This window comes from Acidisoma sp. (assembly GCF_035492295.1).
Classification (GTDB): Bacteria; Pseudomonadota; Alphaproteobacteria; order Acetobacterales; family Acetobacteraceae; genus Acidisoma.
Genome location: NZ_DATJJK010000050.1, coordinates 1 through 21,466, shown reverse-complemented (window position 1 = coordinate 21,466; position 21,466 = coordinate 1). Strand labels below are relative to the sequence as shown.

The 21,466-nt window shown below is 65.5% G+C and carries 21 protein-coding genes; 2 read left to right on the top strand and 19 right to left on the bottom strand.

Annotation, left to right across the window (positions count from 1 at the left end):
- The 17 genes from VL752_RS03610 to VL752_RS03530 all read right to left on the bottom strand — a co-directional run.
- The coding region (locus tag VL752_RS03610) for a four-carbon acid sugar kinase family protein (RefSeq protein WP_325352376.1) at positions 1-820 on the bottom strand (820 nt) is incomplete at its 3' end.
- Entirely contained in the window at positions 817-1,581 is a 765-nt protein-coding gene (locus VL752_RS03605) for an SDR family NAD(P)-dependent oxidoreductase (protein WP_325352375.1), read from the bottom strand. The genes VL752_RS03605 and VL752_RS03610, both read right to left, overlap by 4 nt.
- Before the next feature lie 9 nt (positions 1,582-1,590).
- Positions 1,591-2,469: an N-acyl homoserine lactonase family protein gene (locus VL752_RS03600; protein WP_325352374.1), complete on the bottom strand. Its 879-nt coding sequence runs from the start codon at positions 2,467-2,469 to the stop codon at positions 1,591-1,593.
- A 35-nt stretch (positions 2,470-2,504) separates the two neighbouring features.
- Complete coding sequence (locus VL752_RS03595) at positions 2,505-3,026, bottom strand: hypothetical protein (RefSeq protein WP_325352373.1); 522 nt, start codon at positions 3,024-3,026, stop codon at positions 2,505-2,507.
- Positions 3,023-4,063, bottom strand: a complete 1,041-nt coding sequence (locus VL752_RS03590) for a LacI family DNA-binding transcriptional regulator (RefSeq protein WP_325352372.1) — start codon at positions 4,061-4,063, stop codon at positions 3,023-3,025. The genes VL752_RS03595 and VL752_RS03590 overlap by 4 nt, the downstream gene beginning before the upstream one ends.
- 18 nt (positions 4,064-4,081) lie before the next feature.
- Positions 4,082-5,368 (bottom strand): histidinol dehydrogenase, encoded by a 1,287-nt coding sequence (gene hisD, locus VL752_RS03585; RefSeq protein ID WP_325352371.1) that lies wholly within the window; start codon positions 5,366-5,368, stop codon positions 4,082-4,084.
- Positions 5,369-5,437: 69 nt separating this feature from the next.
- Positions 5,438-6,658: a sugar ABC transporter substrate-binding protein gene (locus VL752_RS03580; protein ID WP_325352370.1), complete on the bottom strand. Its 1,221-nt coding sequence runs from the start codon at positions 6,656-6,658 to the stop codon at positions 5,438-5,440.
- Between the two features lie 52 nt (positions 6,659-6,710).
- Positions 6,711-7,739 (bottom strand): ABC transporter permease, encoded by a 1,029-nt coding sequence (locus VL752_RS03575; RefSeq protein ID WP_325352369.1) that lies wholly within the window; start codon positions 7,737-7,739, stop codon positions 6,711-6,713.
- Entirely contained in the window at positions 7,736-8,734 is a 999-nt protein-coding gene (locus VL752_RS03570) for an ABC transporter permease (protein WP_325352368.1), read from the bottom strand. The genes VL752_RS03575 and VL752_RS03570 overlap by 4 nt, the downstream gene beginning before the upstream one ends.
- Positions 8,731-10,263 (bottom strand): sugar ABC transporter ATP-binding protein, encoded by a 1,533-nt coding sequence (locus tag VL752_RS03565; RefSeq protein ID WP_325352367.1) that lies wholly within the window; start codon positions 10,261-10,263, stop codon positions 8,731-8,733. Before VL752_RS03565 ends, VL752_RS03570 begins: the two co-directional genes overlap by 4 nt.
- Positions 10,260-11,207 (bottom strand): 3-hydroxyacyl-CoA dehydrogenase, encoded by a 948-nt coding sequence (locus VL752_RS03560; protein WP_325352366.1) that lies wholly within the window; start codon positions 11,205-11,207, stop codon positions 10,260-10,262. Before VL752_RS03560 ends, VL752_RS03565 begins: the two co-directional genes overlap by 4 nt.
- Positions 11,208-11,375: 168 nt before the next feature.
- Positions 11,376-12,488 (bottom strand): NAD(P)/FAD-dependent oxidoreductase, encoded by a 1,113-nt coding sequence (locus tag VL752_RS03555; protein ID WP_325352365.1) that lies wholly within the window; start codon positions 12,486-12,488, stop codon positions 11,376-11,378.
- The gene (locus tag VL752_RS03550) at positions 12,485-13,186 is read right to left on the bottom strand and encodes a methyltransferase domain-containing protein (RefSeq protein ID WP_325352364.1); all 702 of its coding nucleotides are present in this window, start codon (positions 13,184-13,186) and stop codon (positions 12,485-12,487) included. Before VL752_RS03550 ends, VL752_RS03555 begins: the two co-directional genes overlap by 4 nt.
- A complete protein-coding gene (locus VL752_RS03545) occupies positions 13,186-14,253 on the bottom strand; it encodes a type III polyketide synthase (protein ID WP_325352363.1) in 1,068 nt (355 codons plus the stop codon). The genes VL752_RS03550 and VL752_RS03545 overlap by 1 nt, the downstream gene beginning before the upstream one ends.
- A 237-nt stretch (positions 14,254-14,490) precedes the next feature.
- The gene (locus VL752_RS03540; protein ID WP_325352362.1) at positions 14,491-15,249 is read right to left on the bottom strand and encodes a molybdopterin-dependent oxidoreductase; all 759 of its coding nucleotides are present in this window, start codon (positions 15,247-15,249) and stop codon (positions 14,491-14,493) included.
- Positions 15,246-15,881: a cytochrome b/b6 domain-containing protein gene (locus tag VL752_RS03535; RefSeq protein ID WP_325352361.1), complete on the bottom strand. Its 636-nt coding sequence runs from the start codon at positions 15,879-15,881 to the stop codon at positions 15,246-15,248. The genes VL752_RS03540 and VL752_RS03535 overlap by 4 nt, the downstream gene beginning before the upstream one ends.
- A gap of 31 nt (positions 15,882-15,912) precedes the next feature.
- Entirely contained in the window at positions 15,913-16,605 is a 693-nt protein-coding gene (locus VL752_RS03530; protein ID WP_325352360.1) for a hypothetical protein, read from the bottom strand.
- A 190-nt stretch (positions 16,606-16,795) separates the two neighbouring features.
- Here VL752_RS03530 and VL752_RS03525 point away from each other — a divergent pair, with 190 nt between their 5' ends.
- A complete protein-coding gene (locus tag VL752_RS03525) occupies positions 16,796-17,776 on the top strand; it encodes an aldo/keto reductase (protein WP_325352359.1) in 981 nt (326 codons plus the stop codon).
- A 55-nt stretch (positions 17,777-17,831) separates the two neighbouring features.
- Here the strand turns inward: VL752_RS03525 and VL752_RS03520 are convergent, their stop codons facing one another.
- Positions 17,832-18,887 carry an aldo/keto reductase gene (locus tag VL752_RS03520; protein WP_325352358.1) on the bottom strand — a complete coding sequence of 352 codons (1,056 nt, stop codon included), beginning with the start codon at positions 18,885-18,887 and terminating at the stop codon, positions 17,832-17,834.
- A 289-nt stretch (positions 18,888-19,176) separates the two neighbouring features.
- On the opposite strand from VL752_RS03520, the gene VL752_RS03515 reads away from it, so the two are divergent.
- A complete protein-coding gene (locus VL752_RS03515; protein ID WP_325352357.1) occupies positions 19,177-20,715 on the top strand; it encodes an MDR family MFS transporter in 1,539 nt (512 codons plus the stop codon).
- Here VL752_RS03515 and VL752_RS03510 read toward each other — a convergent pair.
- Positions 20,712-21,466: FAD-dependent oxidoreductase (locus tag VL752_RS03510; RefSeq protein ID WP_325352356.1), on the bottom strand; the 755-nt coding region annotated here is incomplete at its 5' end. The genes VL752_RS03515 and VL752_RS03510 overlap by 4 nt on opposite strands.

The following is a 21,466-nucleotide window of genomic DNA, read 5'->3' as shown; positions in this document are numbered from 1 at the left end:
CCGCTGCCAGCACGGCGGCCGCCGCGCGGGAGGGTTCGGCGATGCTGCCGACGACGAAGAGCGTGCCGCCCGGTGGGCGACCCAGGGGCGGAACGGCCCTGCTCTCTCCCGGCATCGGTTGCGCGAGTGCCAAGGCCAGGCCGCCCGATCCCGACCAGAAAACCGCCTCGCCGAGCGGCAGGCCGGCCGCCGCGATACGGTCGAGATCCTCGGGCGCCACGGCATCGCAGAGCACAACTTCCGCCCCATCCCGTTCCGCCTTGCGCAGACGCTCCTGCAAGCCGCCCGGATCGCCGCGCACGGCCTCCAGCCCGAGGGGCAGGACGCGCAGCCCCTCCGCCCGCAAAATTGCGCTGAGATCGGCTGTTGGATAGCTGTGGTCGCGCGCCCAGAGGCTGCTCTGCTCCAGGGGCGCGCCGTGCAGAAGCACGTGTCCATTTTGCATGGTGCGCCCCGTCGCGGGAAAGGACGGGGACAGGAGGGTCATGGCCGCCTGCCCGGTCGCGCGCCGCTGCCGGATCACCGCCCCGATTTCCGCGGCCGGCTGGCCGCGCAGAGTGGAGTCGATCTTCTTGAAGAGGCGACGGCGCGACACGCCGGCTTCGTCTATCGCGGCGCGCACGGCCGCGGCCGCCGCCCCTGGGCTCATCCTGCGGCTGTCGGTATCGCGCGCGACCGTGCCCTCTGCCGGCATGGCGCTATCCCAGATCACGGAGGCGCGCCTGCCCGCAGCCGCGAAGGCAACCGCGCAATCGCAGGCACCGGTCAGATCGTCTGCCAGGATGAGCCAGTCGTTGCAGGCCGAGGCACTGGCCGTCATTCCGCCGTCCATCCGCCATCCAGCATGAGGGCGGAGCCGGTCATGAGGGCAGAGGCATCGGAGGCGAGGAAGACAACCGCGCCCATCATGTCCTCGAGCTGGCCCAGGCGCCCGAGCTTGATGCGATTCAGCACGTCGCGCGCGAAAACCTCATTCTCGAAGAAGGGTTTCGTGAGCGGCGTCTCAATGAAAGTCGGGCAGATCGTGTTCACCCGGATGCCGAGAGGCCCGAGTTCGATGGCCATGGCCTTGGTCAAGCCTTCCAGCGCATGCTTGCTCGCGCAATAGACGGTGCGATTTCTGCCGCCGACATGGCCCATCTGGCTCGAGACATGGATGATGCTCCCCGCCTGGCCCGCATCCCGGAGACCGCGCGCCACGGCCTGCGAGACAACGAAGGCGGCGCGCAGGTTCAGCGCCATCACGGCGTCGAAATCCGCAAGGCTGACGTCCATGAACGGCGCCGGCCGGTTGGTGCCGGCATTATTGACCAGAATGTCGTAGGTCTCCTGCCCGGCGAGCGCGCTCTGTACCGCAGCGGCGTCCAGCACGTCCAGCACCAGCGTTTCCGCCTGGCCGCCGTCGGCGCGGATGGCACCAGCCACCGCTTCGATCTCCTCGTGACTACGCGCGGCGAGGGTGACGGCCGCACCCGCCTGGGCGAGGGCCGCCGCGCAGGCGACCCCTAAGCCGCGCCCTGCGCCGGTCACCAAGGCGCGGCGCCCCTCCAGCCGCATTGGCGGCAGCCGTGGCAGTTTCATACGGTCTCCTCAGCGCACCTTGCTCGCTTCGCCTTCGGCGAGGGCGATTTCCGTCACCACCAACCCCTTGTCGGTGACGCGAGACGGAAACGCCTTCGGCAGATCGGCTTCATGGATCGGAATAACGCGATTTGTATCGCCACCTACTTCCTGTACCATCTGGTCGGTCGCGAACATGAGATTGGTCTGGCTGCCCATGCCGAGGCCAACCGGCAGGTATTGCGGATCTTCCGCATTGCGGCCGCGCAGGTTTTCGAAGGAATAGACGAGATCGCCCGCCAGGATCCAGCGATCCTCGGTGCCCGCGCTGGCCGCATTGCGGACGGTCACGTACATCGAGCCCCAGGTATGGGTGTCGTAGGCGGCGCGCAGATCGATGCCCGGCAGCACGTCCTCCCGGTCCCCCTCGATCGCGACGAGCCGCCCTTGGCGCGCGAGGTCCACCACACGCAGCACGTCCCCCGGATCGGTCGCGACCATCAGCCAGCGGAACTTGCGGTCCAGCGCCATCGCCCAGACCCATTTGGAAAGCTCGCGTTCCTGAATGTAGAAACGTGCATTCGGGAAATGGTCGGTGCCGCCCATATGGTCGAAATGGCCATGGGTGATGAAGACGTCCGTCACCTCTTCCGGGGTGACGCCGCATTCGGCGAGCACGGTGCGCGGATCATGCCAATGCTCCACCGCGAAGGCATCCGCCATCGCCTTGCCGTAGTCCTGATTGTTGTAACCGACATCGACCATTGCTGTGATGCCCTCGCCCTTGATCAGGACATAGCAGTAGGGAAGCTTGCGATAGCCCTGGTTATGCGCGCCATAGACGATGCCGCTGAGGTGATACTTCGCAACATAGGCGTATTCGAGAACCCAGATCGAATAATTGGCCATGTCCGTTTCCTTTGTTCTTTGATTTTGATTGTCGTTCAGCTTCTCATGTGCATCGCGCAGCAGGCCTGGCGCAGATCGACGACCGCGAAGCCCGGCAGCGCCGCCGTTGCCCATTGCAATTCCTGATTGGCGCGGCGCAGCGCCGCCGTCATCTCGTCCATCATCGCTTCGTCCCAAACGTGCAGGCCCTGCCTCGCCACCGTGACGGCGCGGGAGACGGCGCGCACCGCCAGACACAGATGCCGGTGGTGATGCCCGGCAGCCCCGGTCGGGTGGAGAGAGGCCATCTCGTCCGCCAGCCCCGCCTCGGCCTCCTGGATCAGGGCGAACATCGGATGGCCCTGGGCGCTGCGCGCGCCCGTCGCCGCCAGAATGAGCAGGCCCGAAAGCTGGCCGCTGATGCGGCCGATGCGGTCGAACACCGGCCGCGCCTGCAAGACATAGTCGAGCGTGCGGTCGTCCAGGTCCGCCGGCATCGCCTCCGTCTGCGGACCAGAAGAGACCGGCTGGCAAAGGCCGGGCCGCGGCAGGTGGCTGCCATCCTCGATCCGTCTCATCTCTCACCTCCCGTCGAGCGCCGCAGGATCAGCGGCCCGGCGATCACCTCGTGCGCCGCCTCTCCTGCCCGCATCATATCGCTGGCGAGGCGTGCGACAGTCGCTTCGATCATCGCCGCGATCGGCTGCTGCACGGTGGTGAGCGCATAGGAGGGCCAGGAGGCCATGGCGATATCGTCAAACCCCACCACGGCGACGTCCTCCGGGATGCGCAATGACAACGTCCGGCGCAGCGCGTCCATCCCGCCGAGGGCGGTGATGTCGTTCGCGTAGAAGATCGCGTCCGGCGCGGCCGGGGCGAGTTCCAGCGTCGCGCGGTAGCCGTGCTCGTAGCTGTAATCCTCGCCTCCCGCGCGGGCATGGAGCGGGCAGCCGAGCTCCTGCAGCCGCGCCGTAAACCCCGCTTCGCGGTCGGCGTTGGTCGAGGTATCGGCCCGCCCCGCGACATAGGCGATGCGCCGGCGGCCGAGGCCCACGAGATGCTCGGCGACCGCCCGGCCGCCTGCCACATTGTCGCAGGAGACGGTGGTGACATCCGCACCCGGCACCGTGCGGTTGAAGAGGATGGCGGGCCGCCCCGTCGCGGTCCATTCCCGTGCCATAGCGGAGGAGATCGTGGCCGAGGCAATCACCACCGCATCCACCTGATACTGCAACAGCAGCGGCAGCTGGCTGTCCACGTCCTCACCTGGCGGGGCATGGAACAGGAGCGTCTGCAACCCCACCTGCTGCAACGCGCGGGTCAGTTGCTCCAGCAATTCCGGATAGAAGGGATTGGTCATGCTCGCCATGACGATTCCCACGATATTGCTGCGCCGGGTGGAGAGGCTGCGGGCGATGACGTTCGGCTGGTAGCCGAGTGCCAGCGCCGCCTCCATCACCTTCTCGCGCATCGCGGGCGCGATGCTGGCCGTGGGGCTGAAGGCGCGCGAGACCATCGACTGCGAGACGCCGAGCTGCCGCGCCAGCTCGCGGGCCGTCACCGGCAGCCGTCCGTTCCGGGATGTCCCGTGCCGCTCGTCCGTGCGATTGCCCATCAGTCCCACAATCCATGCTCACGCGGCGTTGCGTCCTCCGTAGCGGCGGACACGGAGATCGGCCTGCGCCTTGTGGCCGGCGAAATTCTCGATCGCGCAGAGGCGCGAGCAGTATTCGCCGACCATCGCACTCGCCGCGTCGTCTACCTCCTGATAGGTGCAGGTCTTGATGAACTTGCCAACCCAAAGCCCGCCCGTATAGCGCGCGGCCTTCTTGGTCGGCAGTGTATGGTTGGTGCCGATGACCTTGTCACCGAAGGCGACATTGGTCTGCGGCCCGAGGAAGAGCGCGCCGAAATTGGTCAGGTTCTCCAGGAACCAGCGCGGATTTTGCGTCAGCACCTGAACATGCTCGGAGGCGATGCGGTCAGCCTCCTCCAGCATTTCCTGCTCGGTATCGCAGAGGATGACCTGGCCATGATCGGCCCAGGCGACGGAGGCGACATCGGCCGTTGCGAGCGTCGTCAGTTGCCGGGCGATCTCGCCTTCGATCTGCTCGGCGATGCGCTTGGAGGTGGTGAGGAGAATGGCGGGCGAGGTCGGCCCGTGCTCGGCCTGCCCGAGCAGGTCGGTTGCGCACATTTCGGCGTCCACACTGTCATCGGCGATGATCAGCGTCTCGGTGGGACCGGCGAAGAGATCAATCCCGACGCGGCCGTAAAGCTGGCGCTTGGCCTCCGCCACATAGGCATTGCCCGGGCCCACGAGCATATCGACCGGCGCGATGGTGGCGGTGCCGATGGCCATGGCAGCCACCGCCTGCATGCCGCCGAGGACATGAATTTCGTCCGCGCCGGCCATCGCCATGGCGGCGATGGTGGCGGCGGGAAGTTTGCCGCCAAGCGGCGGTGTGCAGGCGATGACGCGCTTCACGCCTGCAACCTTGGCGGTGAGCACGCTCATATGGGCGGAGGCGACCATGGGATAGCGCCCGCCCGGCACGTAGCAGCCCACGCTCGCCACGGGGATGTTGCGATGGCCGAGGCGGACGCCGGGCAGGGTCTCGATCTCGAGATCGTGGATGGTGCCGAGCTGCGCCTCGGCGAAGCGGCGGATCTGCACCTGGGCGAAGGTGATGTCCTCAATCACCTGCGCCGGCAGGCTGGCGATCAGCGCGTCAATCTCGGCCTGCGTCAGGCGGAAGGAGGGTGGGCTCCATTTGTCGAAACGTTCGGAGAGTTCGCGGACAGCTTCGTCCCCGCGCGCTGCCACGTCATCCAGAATACCCTCGACCGTCTGGCGAACCTTCCGGTCCGCTTCCGCGGTCTCCGCTGCGGTCTGGGCGCTTTTGAGGTAACGAATCATGCTGTCTTTCTCCTTGTGGTGGCCGGGGGCCGCGCCGCGAGGCCCGGTCCCCGGCGGCAGTCGTGCCGATCAGGGCTGGACCGTGGGCTGAACCTTGGTCAGAGGATAAAGATTGGCCGGCGGATTGCAGTGCGAGCAATTGATGCCCGGGGTGTCGGGTGCCGCGACCACTTCCGCCGGCAGGGGCTGGATCGTCGCACCCGGCGTGGGCTTGCCTTCCTGCGCGGTGACGAGGGAAAGCTCCGGTAGCAGCGTCGGTTGGAAGACCTCGGTTACGAAGGAATCAGGCACCTTGCCCTCGGGGAAGGTATTGCACCCGTTTTCGAACTTGTCGGAGGTGCAGAGTTTCACGGCGGAAGCCGGCACCCAGGGGAGCGGATACTGGATGTTGTGGACTTTCAGGTCCCGTTTGCCGGTGAGCTTTTCCATCATCAATTTGAAGGCATAGCCCGCGGTCGCTGGAGGAGACCCGGAGGAGACACCCTTCAACCCGCGCGCCTGGTAGTCGGGATTGGCGAGTGCGAGGCGGAAGCCGTTGGAATTCTCACCGGTCACCGGAATCAGCTTCTTTTGGCCGGTGGCGAGCAGCGCCTTGATGGCCCCATCCTCGCCCGCCTGGGCCCAGATGCCGTCCACATCCGGATGGGCTGCGAGCGCCTTCGCGGTTTCGGACTGCGTCGTCTGATCCGACCACATGCCGTAGTATTCGGCGACGATCTTGATGCCAGGATATTTCTTGAAGATAGACATCGCGCCATCCGTGTGACGCTTGTCCACGGAATTGCCGGGCACCCCGCGGCTGAGGAAGATCTTGCCCTTGCCGCCGAGTTCATTGACCAGGGCCTGGGCCGTGTTTTCGCCGAAGCCCGCGGTGATGTAGCTGACGTTGTAGGCGCAAGGCTCGGTTACCGTCGCGTCATACATGAAGAAGAGCACGCCCTTGGCGCAGCCGCGCTTGATGATGCGGTTGAGGCCGGTGGGGGAGACGGGGAAGCTGATGATGCCCTGGGCGCCAGCGTCGATCATGCTTTGGTAGGCGGAGATCTGGGCCTGCACGTCGGTCCCGGAAATCACTTCCCGCAGATCGACCATCTTGTCGTAGGGCGGCGTCGCGGCCAGCGCCTTGACGATATTGGCCGCCTCGCTCTGCCAGGCATTGCCGCTGTAGCTCAGGCTCAGGAAGATTTTGTATTTCTTCTGCGCATGGGCGGGGGCCGCCAAAGCGGCGGTCAGGCCCAGGGCGCAGCCGAGCGCGATCATCGCGCCCCTCAGACTTTTCCAGCTTCGCATCATCGTTTCCTCGCGTTTCTTGTTGTTGTCGACGACAGGCGCCGCGGGCGGTTCATCGGCCGCCGCGCGACCGCAGGCGAAGGAACCAGAGGGACAGTTCCTCCCGCAGCAGGACGAGCGCCACGAGGATGACCAGTCCATAGATGATCGTGCGCCAGCCTTGCGCGATGCCGATGGAGGAGATCACCGTCGAGAGCGTGGTGAGGAGGAAGGCGCCGGCGATGGCGCCGGCATACAGCCCCCGCCCGCCAACAATCGAGGTGCCGCCGATCACGACTGCGGCGATCGAGGGCAGAAGGTAGCTGTCACCCATGGTGAGCGTGGCGCCGCCGCTGTAACCCACCATCAGGATACCCGCGAGGCCGGCAGCAGCCCCGCTGATGGCATAAGTCAGGATGACGATCCGCCGCACGGGCATGCCGGCGATGGCGGCGGCTTCGGGGCTGGTGCCGATGGCATAGAGCCGCCGGCCAAAGGGTGTCGCCTGCTGGAAGATCGTGCCGAGCACAGCGAAAAGCGCCATCAGCAGAATGACCCAGGGGATGCCGAACAGGCGGTGGCTGAAGAGCCAGCCTAGCGCCGGCACGGCCTGGCCAGACGGCGTGCCCCCGGTGATGCCGAGGGCCACGCTGTAGATGATGATTCCCATCGCAAGCGTCATGATGAAGGGAGGCACCCGGAAGAAGGTGACGCCAAGTCCATTGACCGCACCCACGAGCCCCGTCACCAGCAGGACGGCCGGAATGCCCCAGATCAGCGCTGAGCCCGACCCCCCGATCCAGCTGAAGGTCAGGATGCCGCCGAGCGTCATCATGGAGCCGACCGAGAGATCCAGCCCGCCGAGCAGGATCACGGATTGCTGGCCGAAGGCGATGACCATGACGAAGGAGGTCAGTACCAGAATAGCGCGTGCCTGATCCCAGCTGCCAAAGGACGGGCTGACGAGGCGCGAGGCCAGGATCATCACGATGGTGACGGCAAAGAGACCGATGACGGTCCAGGCATCGCTGCCGATGCGGGGGCGCCGCGTGCGGCGCTCGTCGGGGCTGGTGGCGATGCGCGCCGTGTCCAATCCGCTCATCGCGCGCGCCCCTCTGCGAGCCGCGCCGTGATGGCGCCGATGACGACCGCCAGGATCATGACCAGCCCCTGGAAAATGCCGGTATAGAAGGAGGAGACCCCGGCCGAAAACAGCACCTTCTGCAGCAGGGTCAAGGTCGCCGCGCCGATCATCGAGCCGATGACGCCGCCCCGCCCGCCGCTGAAAGCGGTGCCGCCGATGGCGATGGCGGCGAACATCAGCAGCAGGTAGGTCGTGCCGCCATTGGGATTGCCGGTGGCCGTCACCGCGCTCAGCATCAGCCCCGCAAAGCCGTAGAGGATGCCGGCCAGGCAGTAGGTGAAGAATTTCGCCCGGCGCACCGGAATGCCGGCGAGTGCCGCCGCCGTTTCGTCCGCGCCAATGGCATAGATTGCAACGCCCCAATCGGTGCGGCGCAGGGCCAGCCAGAGGAGCACGACGACGAGTGCCACCACCGCCGAGACCGGCACATTGCCCGGCAGCACGCCGGAAAAGCCGTAGACCACGGCATCCGGCACCTGCCCGCCCGGTGCGTCGAGCACGAGGAGGGCGACGCCGGAACAGACGATCATGGTCGCGAGTGTGGAGGCGATGGACTGCAGCCGCACATAGGCGACGAGGTAGCCGTTGACGGCGCCGACCACGAGACCGGCACCACCCGCGATGGCGACGGCAAGCACCGCGCCCCATGGCCCGTCCGGCAGTGCGGTTGCGATCAGCACATTGGTCAGCGCGATGACGCCGGCGACGGAGAGGTCGAAGCCGCGCGTCAGAACCACGAGGCCGCCGCCCGCCGCGGCGAGCGCCAGCGGCAGGGCATTGTTGAAGAGATCCGTGACGCCGAAGGCGCTCAGCGTATCCGGTTGCTTGATCATCAGGATCACGAAGAGCAGCACATAGACCACGAAGACGTTGAAAGTGCCGTTCGCCAGCAGCCGCCGGGTGGAAGCGCCCCCCGGGCGCCGCGCGACGGGAAGCGTGCCGGTCGCGCTCATGCCGCTGCCCTTTCCTGTTCGCCATGCCCGGTCGCGAGGGAGACCAGCCGCTCCTCCGTCATCGCCGCACCGGAAAGCTCGCCCATGACGCGGCCCTGGTAGAGCACCAGGCAGCGATGCACGAGCTGCACGAGTTCGGCGAGTTCGGTGGAATAGATCAGCACGCTGCCGCCGGCCGCCACGAAGTCGCGGATGACGCCGTAGATCACCTGCTTGGTCCCGACATCGACGCCGCGCGTCGGGTCGAAGAGCACGAGGTTTCGCGCACCCGACAGCAGCACGCGGGCGATCAGCGCCTTCTGCTGGTTGCCGCCGGAAAGCGCGCCGATGCGCATGTCGAGATAGCGCGGTGCGAGTTCGACCCGCGCGGCCTCCCCTTGCACGGCGGTGCGCTCCCGCGATCTGTTGATGAGGCCGAAACGTCGTAAACGGTTCAGGATGGGAAACGAGATATTGGCTGCCGTGCCGAGGGTGAGGAAGATGCCTTCGGTCTTGCGTTCCTCCGGCACGAAACCGATTCCAGCGGAGAGTGCTGCCGCAGGCGTCGCCGCGCGCAGGGCGTGGCCCTCAATCTCGATTGTGCCCGAAAGCGGCGCCACGGCGCCTGCCAGAATGCGCAGAAGTTCGCGCTGCCCCTGCCCCTCCAGGGCGGCGACGCCCAGGATTTCGCCCTGGCGCAGCGTGAAGCCGACATCGGTGATCGTCCGGCCGGTCAGGCCCCGCACCGCGATGGCGGGTGCCGCGTCGGACTGGGTGCCTGCCGTCTGGCCGGGCTGATGCCCTTCCGGGGAGGTGCCGACCATCATGCGGAAAATGTCCGCGTCCAGCGTGCCGGCGAGGCTGACCGTGCCGATGCTCTCGCCGTTCCTGAGCACGGTCCCGCGCTGGCAGAGCCGCCGCACTTCCGCCAACCGGTGAGAAATATAGAGGATCGAGACATCGCCCGCCGCCGTGATGCGCGCGATGAGGCGAAACAGCCATTCGGGTTCGGCGAGGGCGGCCGTCGGCTCGTCCAGAATGAGGACGCGCGGCCGGTGGCTGAGGGCGCGTACGATTTCCAGCCGCTGCTTCTGGGCGAGCGACAGATCACTGACGAGGGTGCGGGGCGAAATATCGGCGGCGTCGAATTCGGCCAGGATTTCGGCCGCCCGCTCCTGGTTGCGGCGGGTGGCGGCAAGTCCCCCGGCACCCTTGATGAGGGTCGGCAGCAGGAGATTGGTCGCGACCGTCAGATTGGGCAGCAGGCTCAATTCCTGGAACGCCGTGGAGATGCCCGCGCGCCGCGCCTCCATCAGGGAGCCGGGCCGGTAGGCCCCGCCATCCAGCAGCAAGTTGCCCTGATCAGGTGTCACGATGCCGCTGAGGATTTTCACGAGCGTCGACTTGCCGGCGCCGTTCTCGCCAAGCAGGGCATGCACCTCCCCTTGGCGGAGATCCAGCGTCACCTGACGCAGCGCGACGGTCGCGCCGTAAGCCTTGGCCAGTCCCTCGACTTGCAGGCGTATCGCCTGGGGATCCGCGCCGCTCATCGCGCAGACTCCTCGACGTTCCGCTTGTGCTGGGCCAGCGCCATCAGCCGGCGGTCGCGCCAGACCATACGCTCGGCCAGTTGTTCGGCGGGGAGCAGCGCGCGGCGCTCGGCCTCGACGCGGGCGATCAGCGCCTCGTCCCAAACCTCGTGTTCGGTGGTCGAGGCCGCGATGCTCTGATAGAGCGGGCCGAGGCGGCGCGCGTAATCCGCGATGCCGCCGGGGGCGTTGAGATCGATCGTCTCAAAGGGCCCCATGAAACTCCAGCGCAGGCCGAGCCCGTACTTGACCGTGCGGTCGATATCCTCGGCCGAAGCGAGCCCCGCCTCCACCAGCCTCCAGGCCTCCATGAGGAGCACAGCCTGCAGCCGGTTGAGCAGGAAGCCTTCCGCCTCGCGCGTCATCTGCACAGGCTCCTGCCCCACCGCCTCCATCAGGGTGCGGACGGCGGAAACCGTTTCAGGTTCCGTCCAAGGCGCGGGCACGAGTTCGACGATGGGGGCGAGATAGGGCGGATTGACGGGATGGGCGACCAGGCAGCGCGCCCGGCAGGCGACATGCTCGGTGAAGGCCGAGGCCGGAATGCCCGAGGAGGAGGAACCGACCTGCGTCTGTGAATCGATGACCGCATCGATTTCGGAAAAAATGCGGCGCTTGACGTCGACCTTTTCGAAGACGCTCTCCTGCGCATAGACCGCACCCTGCAGCGCCTCGGCCAGTGTTGCGACCGGCGTGATGCGCGCCAAGACCGCTTCGGGTTCCCCGATCAGGCCGCTCGCCTTCAGGTCTTGCAGGCTGGTTTCGATGATCCGTCGCGCCTCGGACGCGGCGCCGGTCTGGCCGTCATAGAGCGCGACCTGGCATCCGGCGCGCGCGAAGACGATCGCCCAACCGCGCCCAACCAAACCCGTTCCAATGATCGCGACCTTGGAGACTTCTCCCATGGCGTCGCCTTTCCTCCAGCCGCGCGGATGGACGGGATCGCTCCCATGCCGACGCGACGTGTTGTTCTCGCTCCGGTCAGTGCCGAAGTTTACTTGGACAGCGGCACTCTATGCGTTTTGCATACGGATGCAAGAGCCCTTTGCATGCGGATGCAAGAGCGGCTGGCACTAGAGTCTAGCGCGCCTGTCCGTGACCCTTGTCGCCCGCGCGGCCAAGGCCAGCGCTCCGGGCCAGATCTGGGCGCCCGCGAGCAAAACTCTCTGGGCGGCCGGCCGTTCCGCCAGCCGATAGAGCAGGTCGGCCCGTCCGATCTGCTTAGTGAGGTCGCGGGCTAACCCTTTATGATAGGAGGCGGCGCCCTCGCCACGAAGGAGGGCCGTCGCCGCACGGCTGGCGCTGCGGAGCGCGATGGCCATGCCGTCTCCGGTGAAGGACGCAATCACCCCAGCCTGATCGCCGATCCGGAAAACATGATCGGGCCCAGATGCCTGATGGACGAAGCCATAGGGTATTCTGGCGATGGCGAGCGGTGCCTCCAGCAAGGGCGTTGCACCCTCCAGCCGTGCGGCCAGAAACGACGATGTTTCGCACAGCCAGCGGAGCAGGCCATGCCAGCCGCCCAGGCCCAGGAACCGCTGCTTTGGCACCAGAAGGCAGAGATTCGCCCGCCCCCCTTCGACCAACTGCAGCCCCGCGTAGCCGCCGGGGAACAGGATCAACTCCACATGGCCGGCCAGGGCGGCGCGGACCGAGGGTTGCAGTTGAAAATACATCTTCAGGCCGATCAGGCCGTTCACCGGCGCTTCCTGGCGTGGCATGCCACGCAAGGCGTGCTTGCCCGTTGCCAGGAGCAAAGCGCGCCCGCTCAGCGACCCCATCCCATCGACACTCAGGCTCACATGGTCCGCGCCCACCTCCACCCCCTGCACGGCATGGCCGCGCAGGATGCGGGCGCCGCAGCCCTCGGCATGGCGCAGCAGCGCCTCGTCCAGCACGCGGCGCGACAGGCCGATGCCGGTGAAGGGCAAGGGTGCCGCCACGGCCCGAGATCCTCTCACCAGTCGGAGATGGTCGATCGGCTCGCCGCCGAGGGCCAGCACATCAAGGCCCAGCTCCGCCAGGAAGGTCACGGCCTCGCTGCTCAGGAATTCACCGCAGATTTTATCGGCCGGAGCGGCGGCGCGCTCCACCAGCGTCACCGCCATGCCGGCTTGCGCGAGCAGTGCCGCAGCGGCGGCGCCGGCCAGCCCGCCGCCAGCGACCAGGACCGGCTCGGTCATCCCTTGTCCCGGCTGATGCCATGACGGAACAGCATGTGCCATCGCACCTCCGCCGAGACGCCTGCTCGCGCCAGGAGAGACTGCCATTCCGCGCTCTTGAACCCCCTTGCGATCGAAACAGTCCCGTCGCGCCGGACAATCTCATGCCAACCGGCGAGGCGAGCGAGCCAGCGAAAGCCGTAATAGGGGAACCAGTGGCGATGGAGGTCGGCGATGTACCAGCCCTTGCTGGCATGCGCCTCCATCCATGCCATCAACTGCACAACCGCCTCATCGGTCAGATGATGGGTGAATTGCGAGGTGACGATGAAATCGAAGCGCGACGACGGCGCATACAGGAAAACATCGCCGGTCAGATAGGTGACGGTGGTCTCCGGCGATGGCACTGCGCGTGCGACGGCCGCGCTGCGCGGATTGAGGTCGATCCCCGTCAATTCAGCCTCGAGGCCGGCCTCGTCGGCCATGCGCGCAATCGCCCGCAACAAATCTCCCTGCCCATAGGCAATATCCAGCACGGAAACCACGGATCCCGGCGGGAGATGCGCCATTGAGCGCCGCAACCAGTTCAGCGTCGCCTTATGTGCAAAGGTGGTCCGGTTCACCGACGCCAGGTCATCCAGGCAGCGTGCGTAGATCGCCGGGTCCAGCCCCGGCGCGTCCATCTCTTCGCTCGCCGTTGAACGCACCTGCAGGGACACTAGGCCGCCATTTCGAAGCGGACCGTTTCCACGGCCATCCCCGGCCCGAAGGCCATGGCGAGACCGCGCTGTCCCTCCGCCGCATCGCTCAGCATCTGCTTGAGCACAAACATGATCGTCGCTGACGACATGTTCCCATAGGCTGCCAGCACGGCGCGGGATGTCTCAAGCGCCGCGGGGGGCAGGTTCAGCCCGGCCTGAACAGCGTCCAGAATGGTTCGTCCGCCACCATGCACTGCCCATAGATCGATTGCCTGAGTGCCCTCCCCGCGCAACAGATCGCCCGTATTCTCCCGCAACGCGCGGGTGATCCGAGCCGGCACCTGGCCCGACAGATGCATCACGAACCCCTGGTCACCGATATGCCAAGTGATCAGATCCTCGCTGTCCGGCACGACCGTGGTGCGGAAATCATGGAGCATGATGCCATGCTGATCCGCGCTCACCAAACAGGCGGCGCAGCCATCGCCGAAGATCAGGAAGGAGAGCGATACCTCCAGGTCCTGGGTCTCCTGCATGTGCAGCGTGCACAATTCGAGATTGACCACGAGAACGCGCGACGCCGGGTTGGCCAGCACCGCCGCCTGCGCGATCCGCAGCGCCGGTACCGCCGCCGAGCACCCCATGAAGCCGACCAGGGTACGCTGTACATCCGGGCGCAAACCAAGGCGCCGCGCAATCAATTGATCCAATCCAGGCGCCATGAAGCCGGTGCAGGAGGCGACAACCAGATGGGTCACGCGCTCTGCTTCCGCCGCGATATCCAGCGCTGCGAGTGCCTGTAGCGCCAGTTCCGGCGCATGGTGTTCATAGAGGCGCATCCGGGCGGCGGTGCCGGGGAAGGCGCCCCGGCGGTAAATTCCCGGTGCCGGGTCATCGGCTTCGACCAGCCCGTCCTGCGCCAAGACCGAGTATCGATGTTCAATCCCGGATCTTTGCGCCAGCCGGCTGAACACGGCCTTTACCTTACCCTCGGGCCAGCCGTTTTGTGTAAAGCGGACAAAGGCCGCGTGCACGTCATGCGCCGGGACGGCGGTTGCAATCCGATTGATGTAAGCATTGGTCATCGGCCAGGATGTGCGATCTTAGTCACCCGACTACAAGTGACAGTTTCGTCACTAGCGGGCTGCTGTGATGTCTCGCGCCCGGCACGCGACTGTTTTGCCGTAACCCATTCATTTCTTGCCAATGGCGCGTGAGAAGTGCGCGATTCCGTTATCGTCATATTTGGTAAGGTCCCTGTAAGAATCGTGCGCAATCCGCACGCCAGGTGATGAGCATGGGGCGGCGGTCCGATGCGCGGCCTAAACGCCCGCAAACCAGTCATAGCCCTGATTCTCCCAATATCCGCCGGGATAGGTGTTGGTGACTTCGATCGCTTCGAGGTTCTTGGCGCTCTTGAAGCCGAGTTTGGTCGGAATACGAAGGCGAAGCGGCGCGCCCCATTGCGGTGTCAAGGGTCCTGTTTCGAAATCGAGCGCCAGAAGGGTCTGCGATTGCAGCGCGCTCGCCATGTCGATGCTGGTGGAATAACCATCGAAGCACTTGAAGGACACGTAGCGGGCCGATAAATCGGCGCCGACGCGGCGCAGAAACACGCCGAGCGGTACGCCGCTCCATTGGCCGATCTGGCTCCATCCCTCGATACAGATATGCCGGGTGATTTGGCTCTGCTGAGGCAGCGCCATCAGCGCCGCAAGCGGCCATTCACGCTTGTCTCTGACCAGCCCGCTGACCGAGAGCGCCCAATTGTCCGGCACTGGCCTTACCTGCCACTCCGCGTAATAGGCATTAAACCGAAATGGTTTTGTGATCGCGCTGGCGGGATAGGTTTCTGCCATCCGATGCGGGCTGAACAAGGCTTTCTGTATTCTGTCGTCAAAGCGGAGGATCGCCTCCAATGCGGCATCGATGCCGGAATGGGTCGACAGATCGCAACCCGTCAGCAGAGTCAGGCCGCCGAGCGAGAGTGCCCGGCGCAGAAAGCCGCGTCTCCGCAGCCGTTCCAGTTCCGGCTGGATTTCGGCCATGCGCAGGGCTGGTGTGATCCGTGTCTCCGTCATGGGCTTTCCTCGCCTTTCGCCACGCTCTCTGTCGGGACGGACACGACCATGGATTTCAGCGTGCTCGGATGGATCGCCACCAGAGTGACGTGCAGGACCACGAACGCGACGATGCCGAGCATGATCGCGAGATGGAGGCCGCGGGCGACCGGGTAGCCTCCGAATACGCCCGCAAGCCAGCCGAACTGCACGGGTTTCCAGATCGCCAGCCCCGTCATTGTCTGCAGGATGACGGCGAGGACAACGCCCCCGTAGAGCAGGCGCTGCACGGCGTTGTAATGCCCGGAGCGATGTTTCAGGCGGAAGTGCAGCGCGGAGCCCAGGTCATGCGCCAGGGCCGCCGGCGACGGGGGCCGGAGGTCCCGCCGGAAATGGCCGCTGGCAAAACCGTAGATCAGATAGACGACGCCATCGGCAAGGAGCAGCCACATGGCGCTCAAATGCCAGGCGAGCGCCCCGCCCAGCCAGCCCCCGAGCCCCGCCCAGTGCGGGAAAAGAAAGGGCAGGCTCGGGGATGCATTGTAGATTTCCCACCCGCTGAAGATCATGCATCCCATGGCGTAGACACCAATCCAATGCATCACGCGAACCGCCCGCGGGTGAGCAACGCGCCTGGGTTTTTGTCGGCTCATTCGGATGCCTCACTCGCTGCGGGATGAACCGTTACATCGGCGGCTTCACGCCATCGATGCCGACTGCCACCGCATCGGCGACAAGGCCGGAACCGGTCTCCGTCGCTTTGACAAAGACATTGCTTCCCTTGGTCAGAAGGGCTTGGCTTCCTGGATGGAAGGTCACGATCGGCGCGGTCGGCGGCACCAGAACGTCCTGCTTCCCGCCCTTGTAGGTGACGACGAGATGGGTGACGCCGCCCTCAGCCTTGGTCGCGGCCACGTTGCCATTGGTCATGGCGCTATTGACGTCCGGCACCGAGGTGGAGACCGTCGCAACATTGCCGTTCGTCATGCTGCTGCTGGTCTGCGCCCCTCCCGACAAAGTCGTGTCGGGGATCTTGTCCCAGGCATAATGGCCTTCCCCCGCGCCACGCATCGACGGCGGAAACACCACGACCTCCAGCGCCACCTGCGTACCGCCCACATCCTTGGTTGCGGTTCCGATGAAACTGCCTTTCTCGACATGATCGAGCGATGACTTTACCACGCCGAGATAGGCGGTCTTGCCGGTCAGCGAGACGATGACGGGTTTGCCCGCATCGGTCTCGATCGTGACGGCGCTTGCGCTGACCGACGAGACGGTTCCCCGCACACGCTCCGGTGTTCCGCTTGCGGCGAATGCCGCCGAAGACAGGAAGGTGGAGGCCGCGATCGCGAGGCTGAAGAGATGCTTCCGGTTCATGTCGTCCCTGTGTGAAGTGGTTCAGACTGGGTAGACACCGGCATCGGGGCTTTATTCCCGTGCGCCCAAGATTTTTGGTGCGGTCGTGCAGGCAGGCAAGCAAGCGTGTGGCAAGGTGGGGTTTGCACGCAGCGGAGGCCGGACTATGATTTCGTGCGTCTGCTGGTCAATCTCTGTGGGAAGCAAGACAATGAAATATGTCAAACTTGGCAAGACCGGCCTGGATGTGTCCCGGATCTGTCTGGGATGCATGAGCTATGGCATTCCGGACCGCGGCAACCATCTTTGGACCTTGCCGGAGGATGAAAGCCGCCCCTTCATCCGTCAGGCCCTGGAAGCCGGAATCAACTTCTTCGATACGGCCAATGTCTATTCCGACGGCACGAGCGAGGAAATCGTCGGTCGTGCCTTGAAGGACTTTGCGAGCCGCGACGAGGTGGTGATCGCAACCAAGGTGCATGGGCGCATGCGGCCTGGACCCAACGGTGCTGGCCTTTCGCGCCGCGCCATCATGAGCGAGATCGATGCCAGCCTGAAGCGGCTGGGCACCGATTACGTCGACCTCTATCAGATTCATCGGTGGGATTACACAACGCCGATCGAGGAAACGCTGGAGGCATTGCATGACGTCGTTAAAGCGGGGAAGGCGCGCTACATTGGTGCCTCTTCAATGTATGCGTGGCAGTTTGCGCAAGCGTTAGCCATCGCCGAGCGCCATGGCTGGACACGCTTCGTCAGCATGCAGAATTACGTCAATCTCCTCTATCGCGAAGAGGAGCGGGAAATGCTGCCCCTCTGCGCGCAGGAGGGTGTCGGCGTCATCCCCTGGAGCCCCCTTGCACGCGGTCGCCTGACCCGCAATTGGGATGACCAGAGCGCGCGGTCGGAAACCGACGAATTTGGCAAGACCCTTTACGCCAACTCGGCCCAAGCCGATGGCCAAGTCGTCGAACAGGTCCGCAAGGTGGCCGAGGCGCGTGGTCTGCCGCGCGCGCAGGTGGCACTTGCCTGGCTGCTCGGCAAGTCCGCGATTACCGCGCCCATCATCGGCGCCACCAAGCTGCAGCATCTGACAGATGCGGTGGCTGCCGTCGAGGTTACGCTCACCGCCGATGAAGTTGCACAGCTTGAGGCACCCTACGTGCCCCATGCCGTCGCCGGCTTCGCCTGACGGAGACTGCCCGCGGACCCTGGGCCGCTCGGCCCAAGGTCCGCGGGGCCGAAGGTTATGTCAGGAAAGGCTTGAGCAGAACCATGTCCGCCGCGGAAAGGCGCTCCGATGCGGTCGCCTTCTGATGCCAGTAGGGATAGAGCAGCGGCGGCCGGCTGACTTCCTCAAGCCGCGCCATTTCATCGGCCGAGAGGGACAGCTCAGCCGCCTTCAAATTGTCTGCAAGCTGCTCGTCCGTCCGGGCGCCGATGATGGCGCCGGCGACCCCCGGGCGCGCCAAGACCCAGGCGAGCGCCACCTGCGCGGCCGAGACCCCGCGCGCGCCGGCAATCTCGACCAGCACATCCACGATGTCGTACAGCTTGTCGACATCGCGCACGGGAGGCTCGTTCCATTGCGCGGCCTTGCGGGTATTCTCGGGATCCTTCTGATCGCGGCGATACTTGCCGGAGAGCAGGCCGCCGGCAAGCGGTGACCAGACGACCGCATCCACCCCCTGATCGACCGCGATCGGCATGAGCTCGTATTCGGCCTCCCGCGCCTGCAAGGTGTAGTGGATCTGCTGGGCCACCGGCCGAACCAGCCCTTCGCGTTCTGCCGCCATCAGCATCTTCATCATATGCCAGCCGGAGAAGTTGGAGATTCCGACATAGCCGATCTTGCCGCTGCGGGTCAGATCATCCAGCGCGCGGAGCATTTCCTCGACCGGCGTCTCGCCATCCCATTCATGGCACCAGTAGAGGTCGATATGGTCCGTTCCGAGGCGCTTCAGGCTTGCCTCGCAGGCACGCATGAGATGATGGCGCGACAGGCCCCGGTCATTCGGCCCCTTTGCGCCCATGGGAAAGCGTGCCTTGGTCGCCAGCAGCAGCCGCTCCCGTCGGCCGGCAATCGCTTCGCCCACGATCTCCTCCGACAGACCGTCCGAATAGACGTCAGCCGTGTCCAGCATATTGACGCCAGCATCGAGGCTCATGTCGATCTGACGACGCGCCGCCGCGAGATCCGTGCTGCCCACTTTGGCAAAGTTACCTTTGCCACCGAAGGTCATCGTACCCAGGATCAATGTCGAAACCTTGAGGCCTGAACGGCCGAGAAGGCGATAATCCATGATCTCTCTCCTTGCATGCAGAGGGCGGGCGTCTCGCCCGCGCTCTTTCTGGCCGGCGCCGATACGCAAGCCCTCGTCGATACCGACGGAGGATAGAGGCGGACCCTCAGATAAGAAGCGCCCGATGACTGAATTGAAATCACTGCTCCAATGAATGGCGATCATCTTGGGGAAAGTCGGTCGATTGTCTCGTGCAGCTTTGTCGTTGCAACGCAGCCACGCATCGGGCGGGTGCCTTCGGGACGGTCTGCAGTCTGGCTTCTTTCGTCGCAGAGCGTAGCCTTGACGGATGCCGCCCCATCCCGACTCACCGCGCCCGACCTATAGCCACGCCCAGATCCTGCGCGTCATCACCGGCATCATGCTGTGCATGCTGCTCGCGGCGCTGGATCAGACCGTCGTCATCCCCGCCGTCCCCGCCATCGCGCATGGCTTGCGGAGCTATGACCACCTCTCCTGGATCGTAACCGCCTATCTGCTGACCTCGACCGCCGCGACGCCGATCTTCGGCAAACTCTCCGACACCTATGGGCGGCGTGCGTTGATGACGCCAGCCATTGCCATGTTCATCGTCGCCTCGGTGCTCTGCGCGGTGTCACAGACCCTGTGGCAGCTCATCATCGCCCGCGGCCTTCAGGGGGTTGGCGGTGCCGGGCTTTTCGCCATGACGCAGGCCTCGATCGCGGATGTGGTCTCTCCCCGGGAGCGCGGGCGGTATCAGGGCTATCTCGCCGGCACCTGGGCCGTTGCCTCCATCGCGGGGCCGGTCATCGGCGGTTATGTGACCGAGGGGCTGAGCTGGCGCTGGATCTTCTGGATCAATGTGCCGCTTGGCCTGATCGCCATCTTTCTTTGTGACCGCGCGCTGCGGCTGCTGAGCGTGGTGCCGCGCCGCAGCCGTATCGACGTGATGGGCGCGCTGCTGCTGACAGGAAGTGTCACCGCCCTGCTGCTCATGCTGAGTTGGGCTGGCACGACCTACGCCCTGATTTCGGCGCCAGTCATTCTTGCAGCACTCCTTGGCCTGCTTCTGCTGGCGGCCCTGGCGCTGCAGGAAACCCGGGCGCCGGATCCCCTTTTGCCACCGCGCCTTTTCCGGAACGACATCTTTCTGCGTGGCGTCTCTGTCGCCTTCTTCGCCTCGGCCGGGCTCTTTGTCGCGACCTTTCTGCTGCCCATCAGTTTTCAGCTTGTCCATGGCTATGGGGCAGAGGCGTCTGGCCTGCTCGTCATGCCCTTCCTCGTTGCGAGCACAGCGGGCGCCTATCTCGCGGGGCAGATGGCGCGGCGGATGGGCAAGTCGAAGATCATCCTGCTTGCAGGGCTTGGTGGCGCGCTCCTCGGCTTTCTGCTCCTCAGCCTCAATACGGCCGATACCGGTGTCATCCTCATCATGGTCGAGAGTTCTATCCTGGGGACGGGCATTGGCATGTGCATGCCGACATCGATCGTTGTCGTCCAGAATGCCGTGGCGCATCACGACATGGGCTCCGCGACGGGCACGCTCCTGCTGCTGCGCTCCATCGGTGGGGCCTTCGGGAGCACGGTTGCGGGCTCCCTCCTGACGCTGCGCTTCCGCCAGTCGGAACACATCGCCCATCTGCGCCATACGATCGGCTTCGGGGCGCTCAGCCAGGGGGCGCGCGCGCTTGGCCGGTTGTCGCAACGCGAGCATGACATCATCCGCCATGGGCTGGCCTCAGGCTTCGCGCTCGCCTACCTCGTCACGGCTGTGCTGCTGGTCAGCGCCATTCTCATCGTGACCCGGCTGCGCGACATCGCGCTGCGTTCCTCAGGTGACCAGGATGGAGCGACCATCGGGCATTAGCGCCCGATCGGTGAAGCGCCCTCGAGCAGCCGCGCCGGGTCCGGCCCGAGTTCGGTCGCCGTCCAGTCCCGCCGCAGGGACATAAGCTCGACCAAGGCCGCGGTGTCGCGGTCCCGGTCGAGACCGGCGGCTGCAGTGACCCGCCCGCCTTTCACGTAATAAGCGAGAAATTCGGGCTTCTCGATGTCGCCATGGACGACGAGATCGTCCCAATCCGTCGCATGGCCGATATAGTCGAGCCGCTTGAGATACTGGATCGTCCAGAAGACGGGGACGGCATTATAGACTTGCCGCTTGCCCATCATGTTGCGGGCGGCCACCCTGCCCTGCTGCTCGGCGACACGCCAATGCTCGACGCGGACGCGCGGGCCATCCCCGTGGAGGGGAAAGCAGGCGATATCGCCTGCCGTGAAAACCGCCTCGGCTACGGCCAACTGGTTATTGACCAGGATGGCGCCGTCTTCGCCCCGGGGCAACGAGCCGGCATAGCCAGTTGCCGGCGCAACACCGAAGCCGATGACCACGAGATCGGCGTCCAGCCGCTCACCGCTCTTGAGGCGAACGGCGCTCACGCCGGCGTCGCCCTCGATGGCGGCCGCCTCGCCTTGCAGGCGAAAGGCGACGCCGTGCGCCTCGTGCAGCCGCATCATGGCCTTGCCCACCGGCGCGCCGAGCCGGTCGACGAAGGGCAGCAGGTCCTTGGTGACGACGGTGACGGCCAGGCCACGCTCCCGCAGGCTCGCCGCGACCT

Coding starts and splice junctions, on each gene's coding strand:
- VL752_RS03605 (WP_325352375.1), bottom strand. CDS start 1,581: ATGAAACTGCCACGGCTGCCGCCAATGCGGCTGGAGGGGCGCCGCGCC.
- VL752_RS03600 (WP_325352374.1), bottom strand. CDS start 2,469: ATGGCCAATTATTCGATCTGGGTTCTCGAATACGCCTATGTTGCGAAG.
- VL752_RS03595 (WP_325352373.1), bottom strand. CDS start 3,026: ATGAGACGGATCGAGGATGGCAGCCACCTGCCGCGGCCCGGCCTTTGC.
- VL752_RS03590 (WP_325352372.1), bottom strand. CDS start 4,063: ATGGGCAATCGCACGGACGAGCGGCACGGGACATCCCGGAACGGACGG.
- hisD (WP_325352371.1), bottom strand. CDS start 5,368: ATGATTCGTTACCTCAAAAGCGCCCAGACCGCAGCGGAGACCGCGGAA.
- VL752_RS03580 (WP_325352370.1), bottom strand. CDS start 6,658: ATGCGAAGCTGGAAAAGTCTGAGGGGCGCGATGATCGCGCTCGGCTGC.
- VL752_RS03575 (WP_325352369.1), bottom strand. CDS start 7,739: ATGAGCGGATTGGACACGGCGCGCATCGCCACCAGCCCCGACGAGCGC.
- VL752_RS03570 (WP_325352368.1), bottom strand. CDS start 8,734: ATGAGCGCGACCGGCACGCTTCCCGTCGCGCGGCGCCCGGGGGGCGCT.
- VL752_RS03565 (WP_325352367.1), bottom strand. CDS start 10,263: ATGAGCGGCGCGGATCCCCAGGCGATACGCCTGCAAGTCGAGGGACTG.
- VL752_RS03560 (WP_325352366.1), bottom strand. CDS start 11,207: ATGGGAGAAGTCTCCAAGGTCGCGATCATTGGAACGGGTTTGGTTGGG.
- VL752_RS03555 (WP_325352365.1), bottom strand. CDS start 12,488: ATGACCGAGCCGGTCCTGGTCGCTGGCGGCGGGCTGGCCGGCGCCGCC.
- VL752_RS03545 (WP_325352363.1), bottom strand. CDS start 14,253: ATGACCAATGCTTACATCAATCGGATTGCAACCGCCGTCCCGGCGCAT.
- VL752_RS03540 (WP_325352362.1), bottom strand. CDS start 15,249: ATGACGGAGACACGGATCACACCAGCCCTGCGCATGGCCGAAATCCAG.
- VL752_RS03535 (WP_325352361.1), bottom strand. CDS start 15,881: ATGAGCCGACAAAAACCCAGGCGCGTTGCTCACCCGCGGGCGGTTCGC.
- VL752_RS03530 (WP_325352360.1), bottom strand. CDS start 16,605: ATGAACCGGAAGCATCTCTTCAGCCTCGCGATCGCGGCCTCCACCTTC.
- VL752_RS03525 (WP_325352359.1), top strand. CDS start 16,796: ATGAAATATGTCAAACTTGGCAAGACCGGCCTGGATGTGTCCCGGATC.
- VL752_RS03520 (WP_325352358.1), bottom strand. CDS start 18,887: ATGGATTATCGCCTTCTCGGCCGTTCAGGCCTCAAGGTTTCGACATTG.
- VL752_RS03515 (WP_325352357.1), top strand. CDS start 19,177: ATGCCGCCCCATCCCGACTCACCGCGCCCGACCTATAGCCACGCCCAG.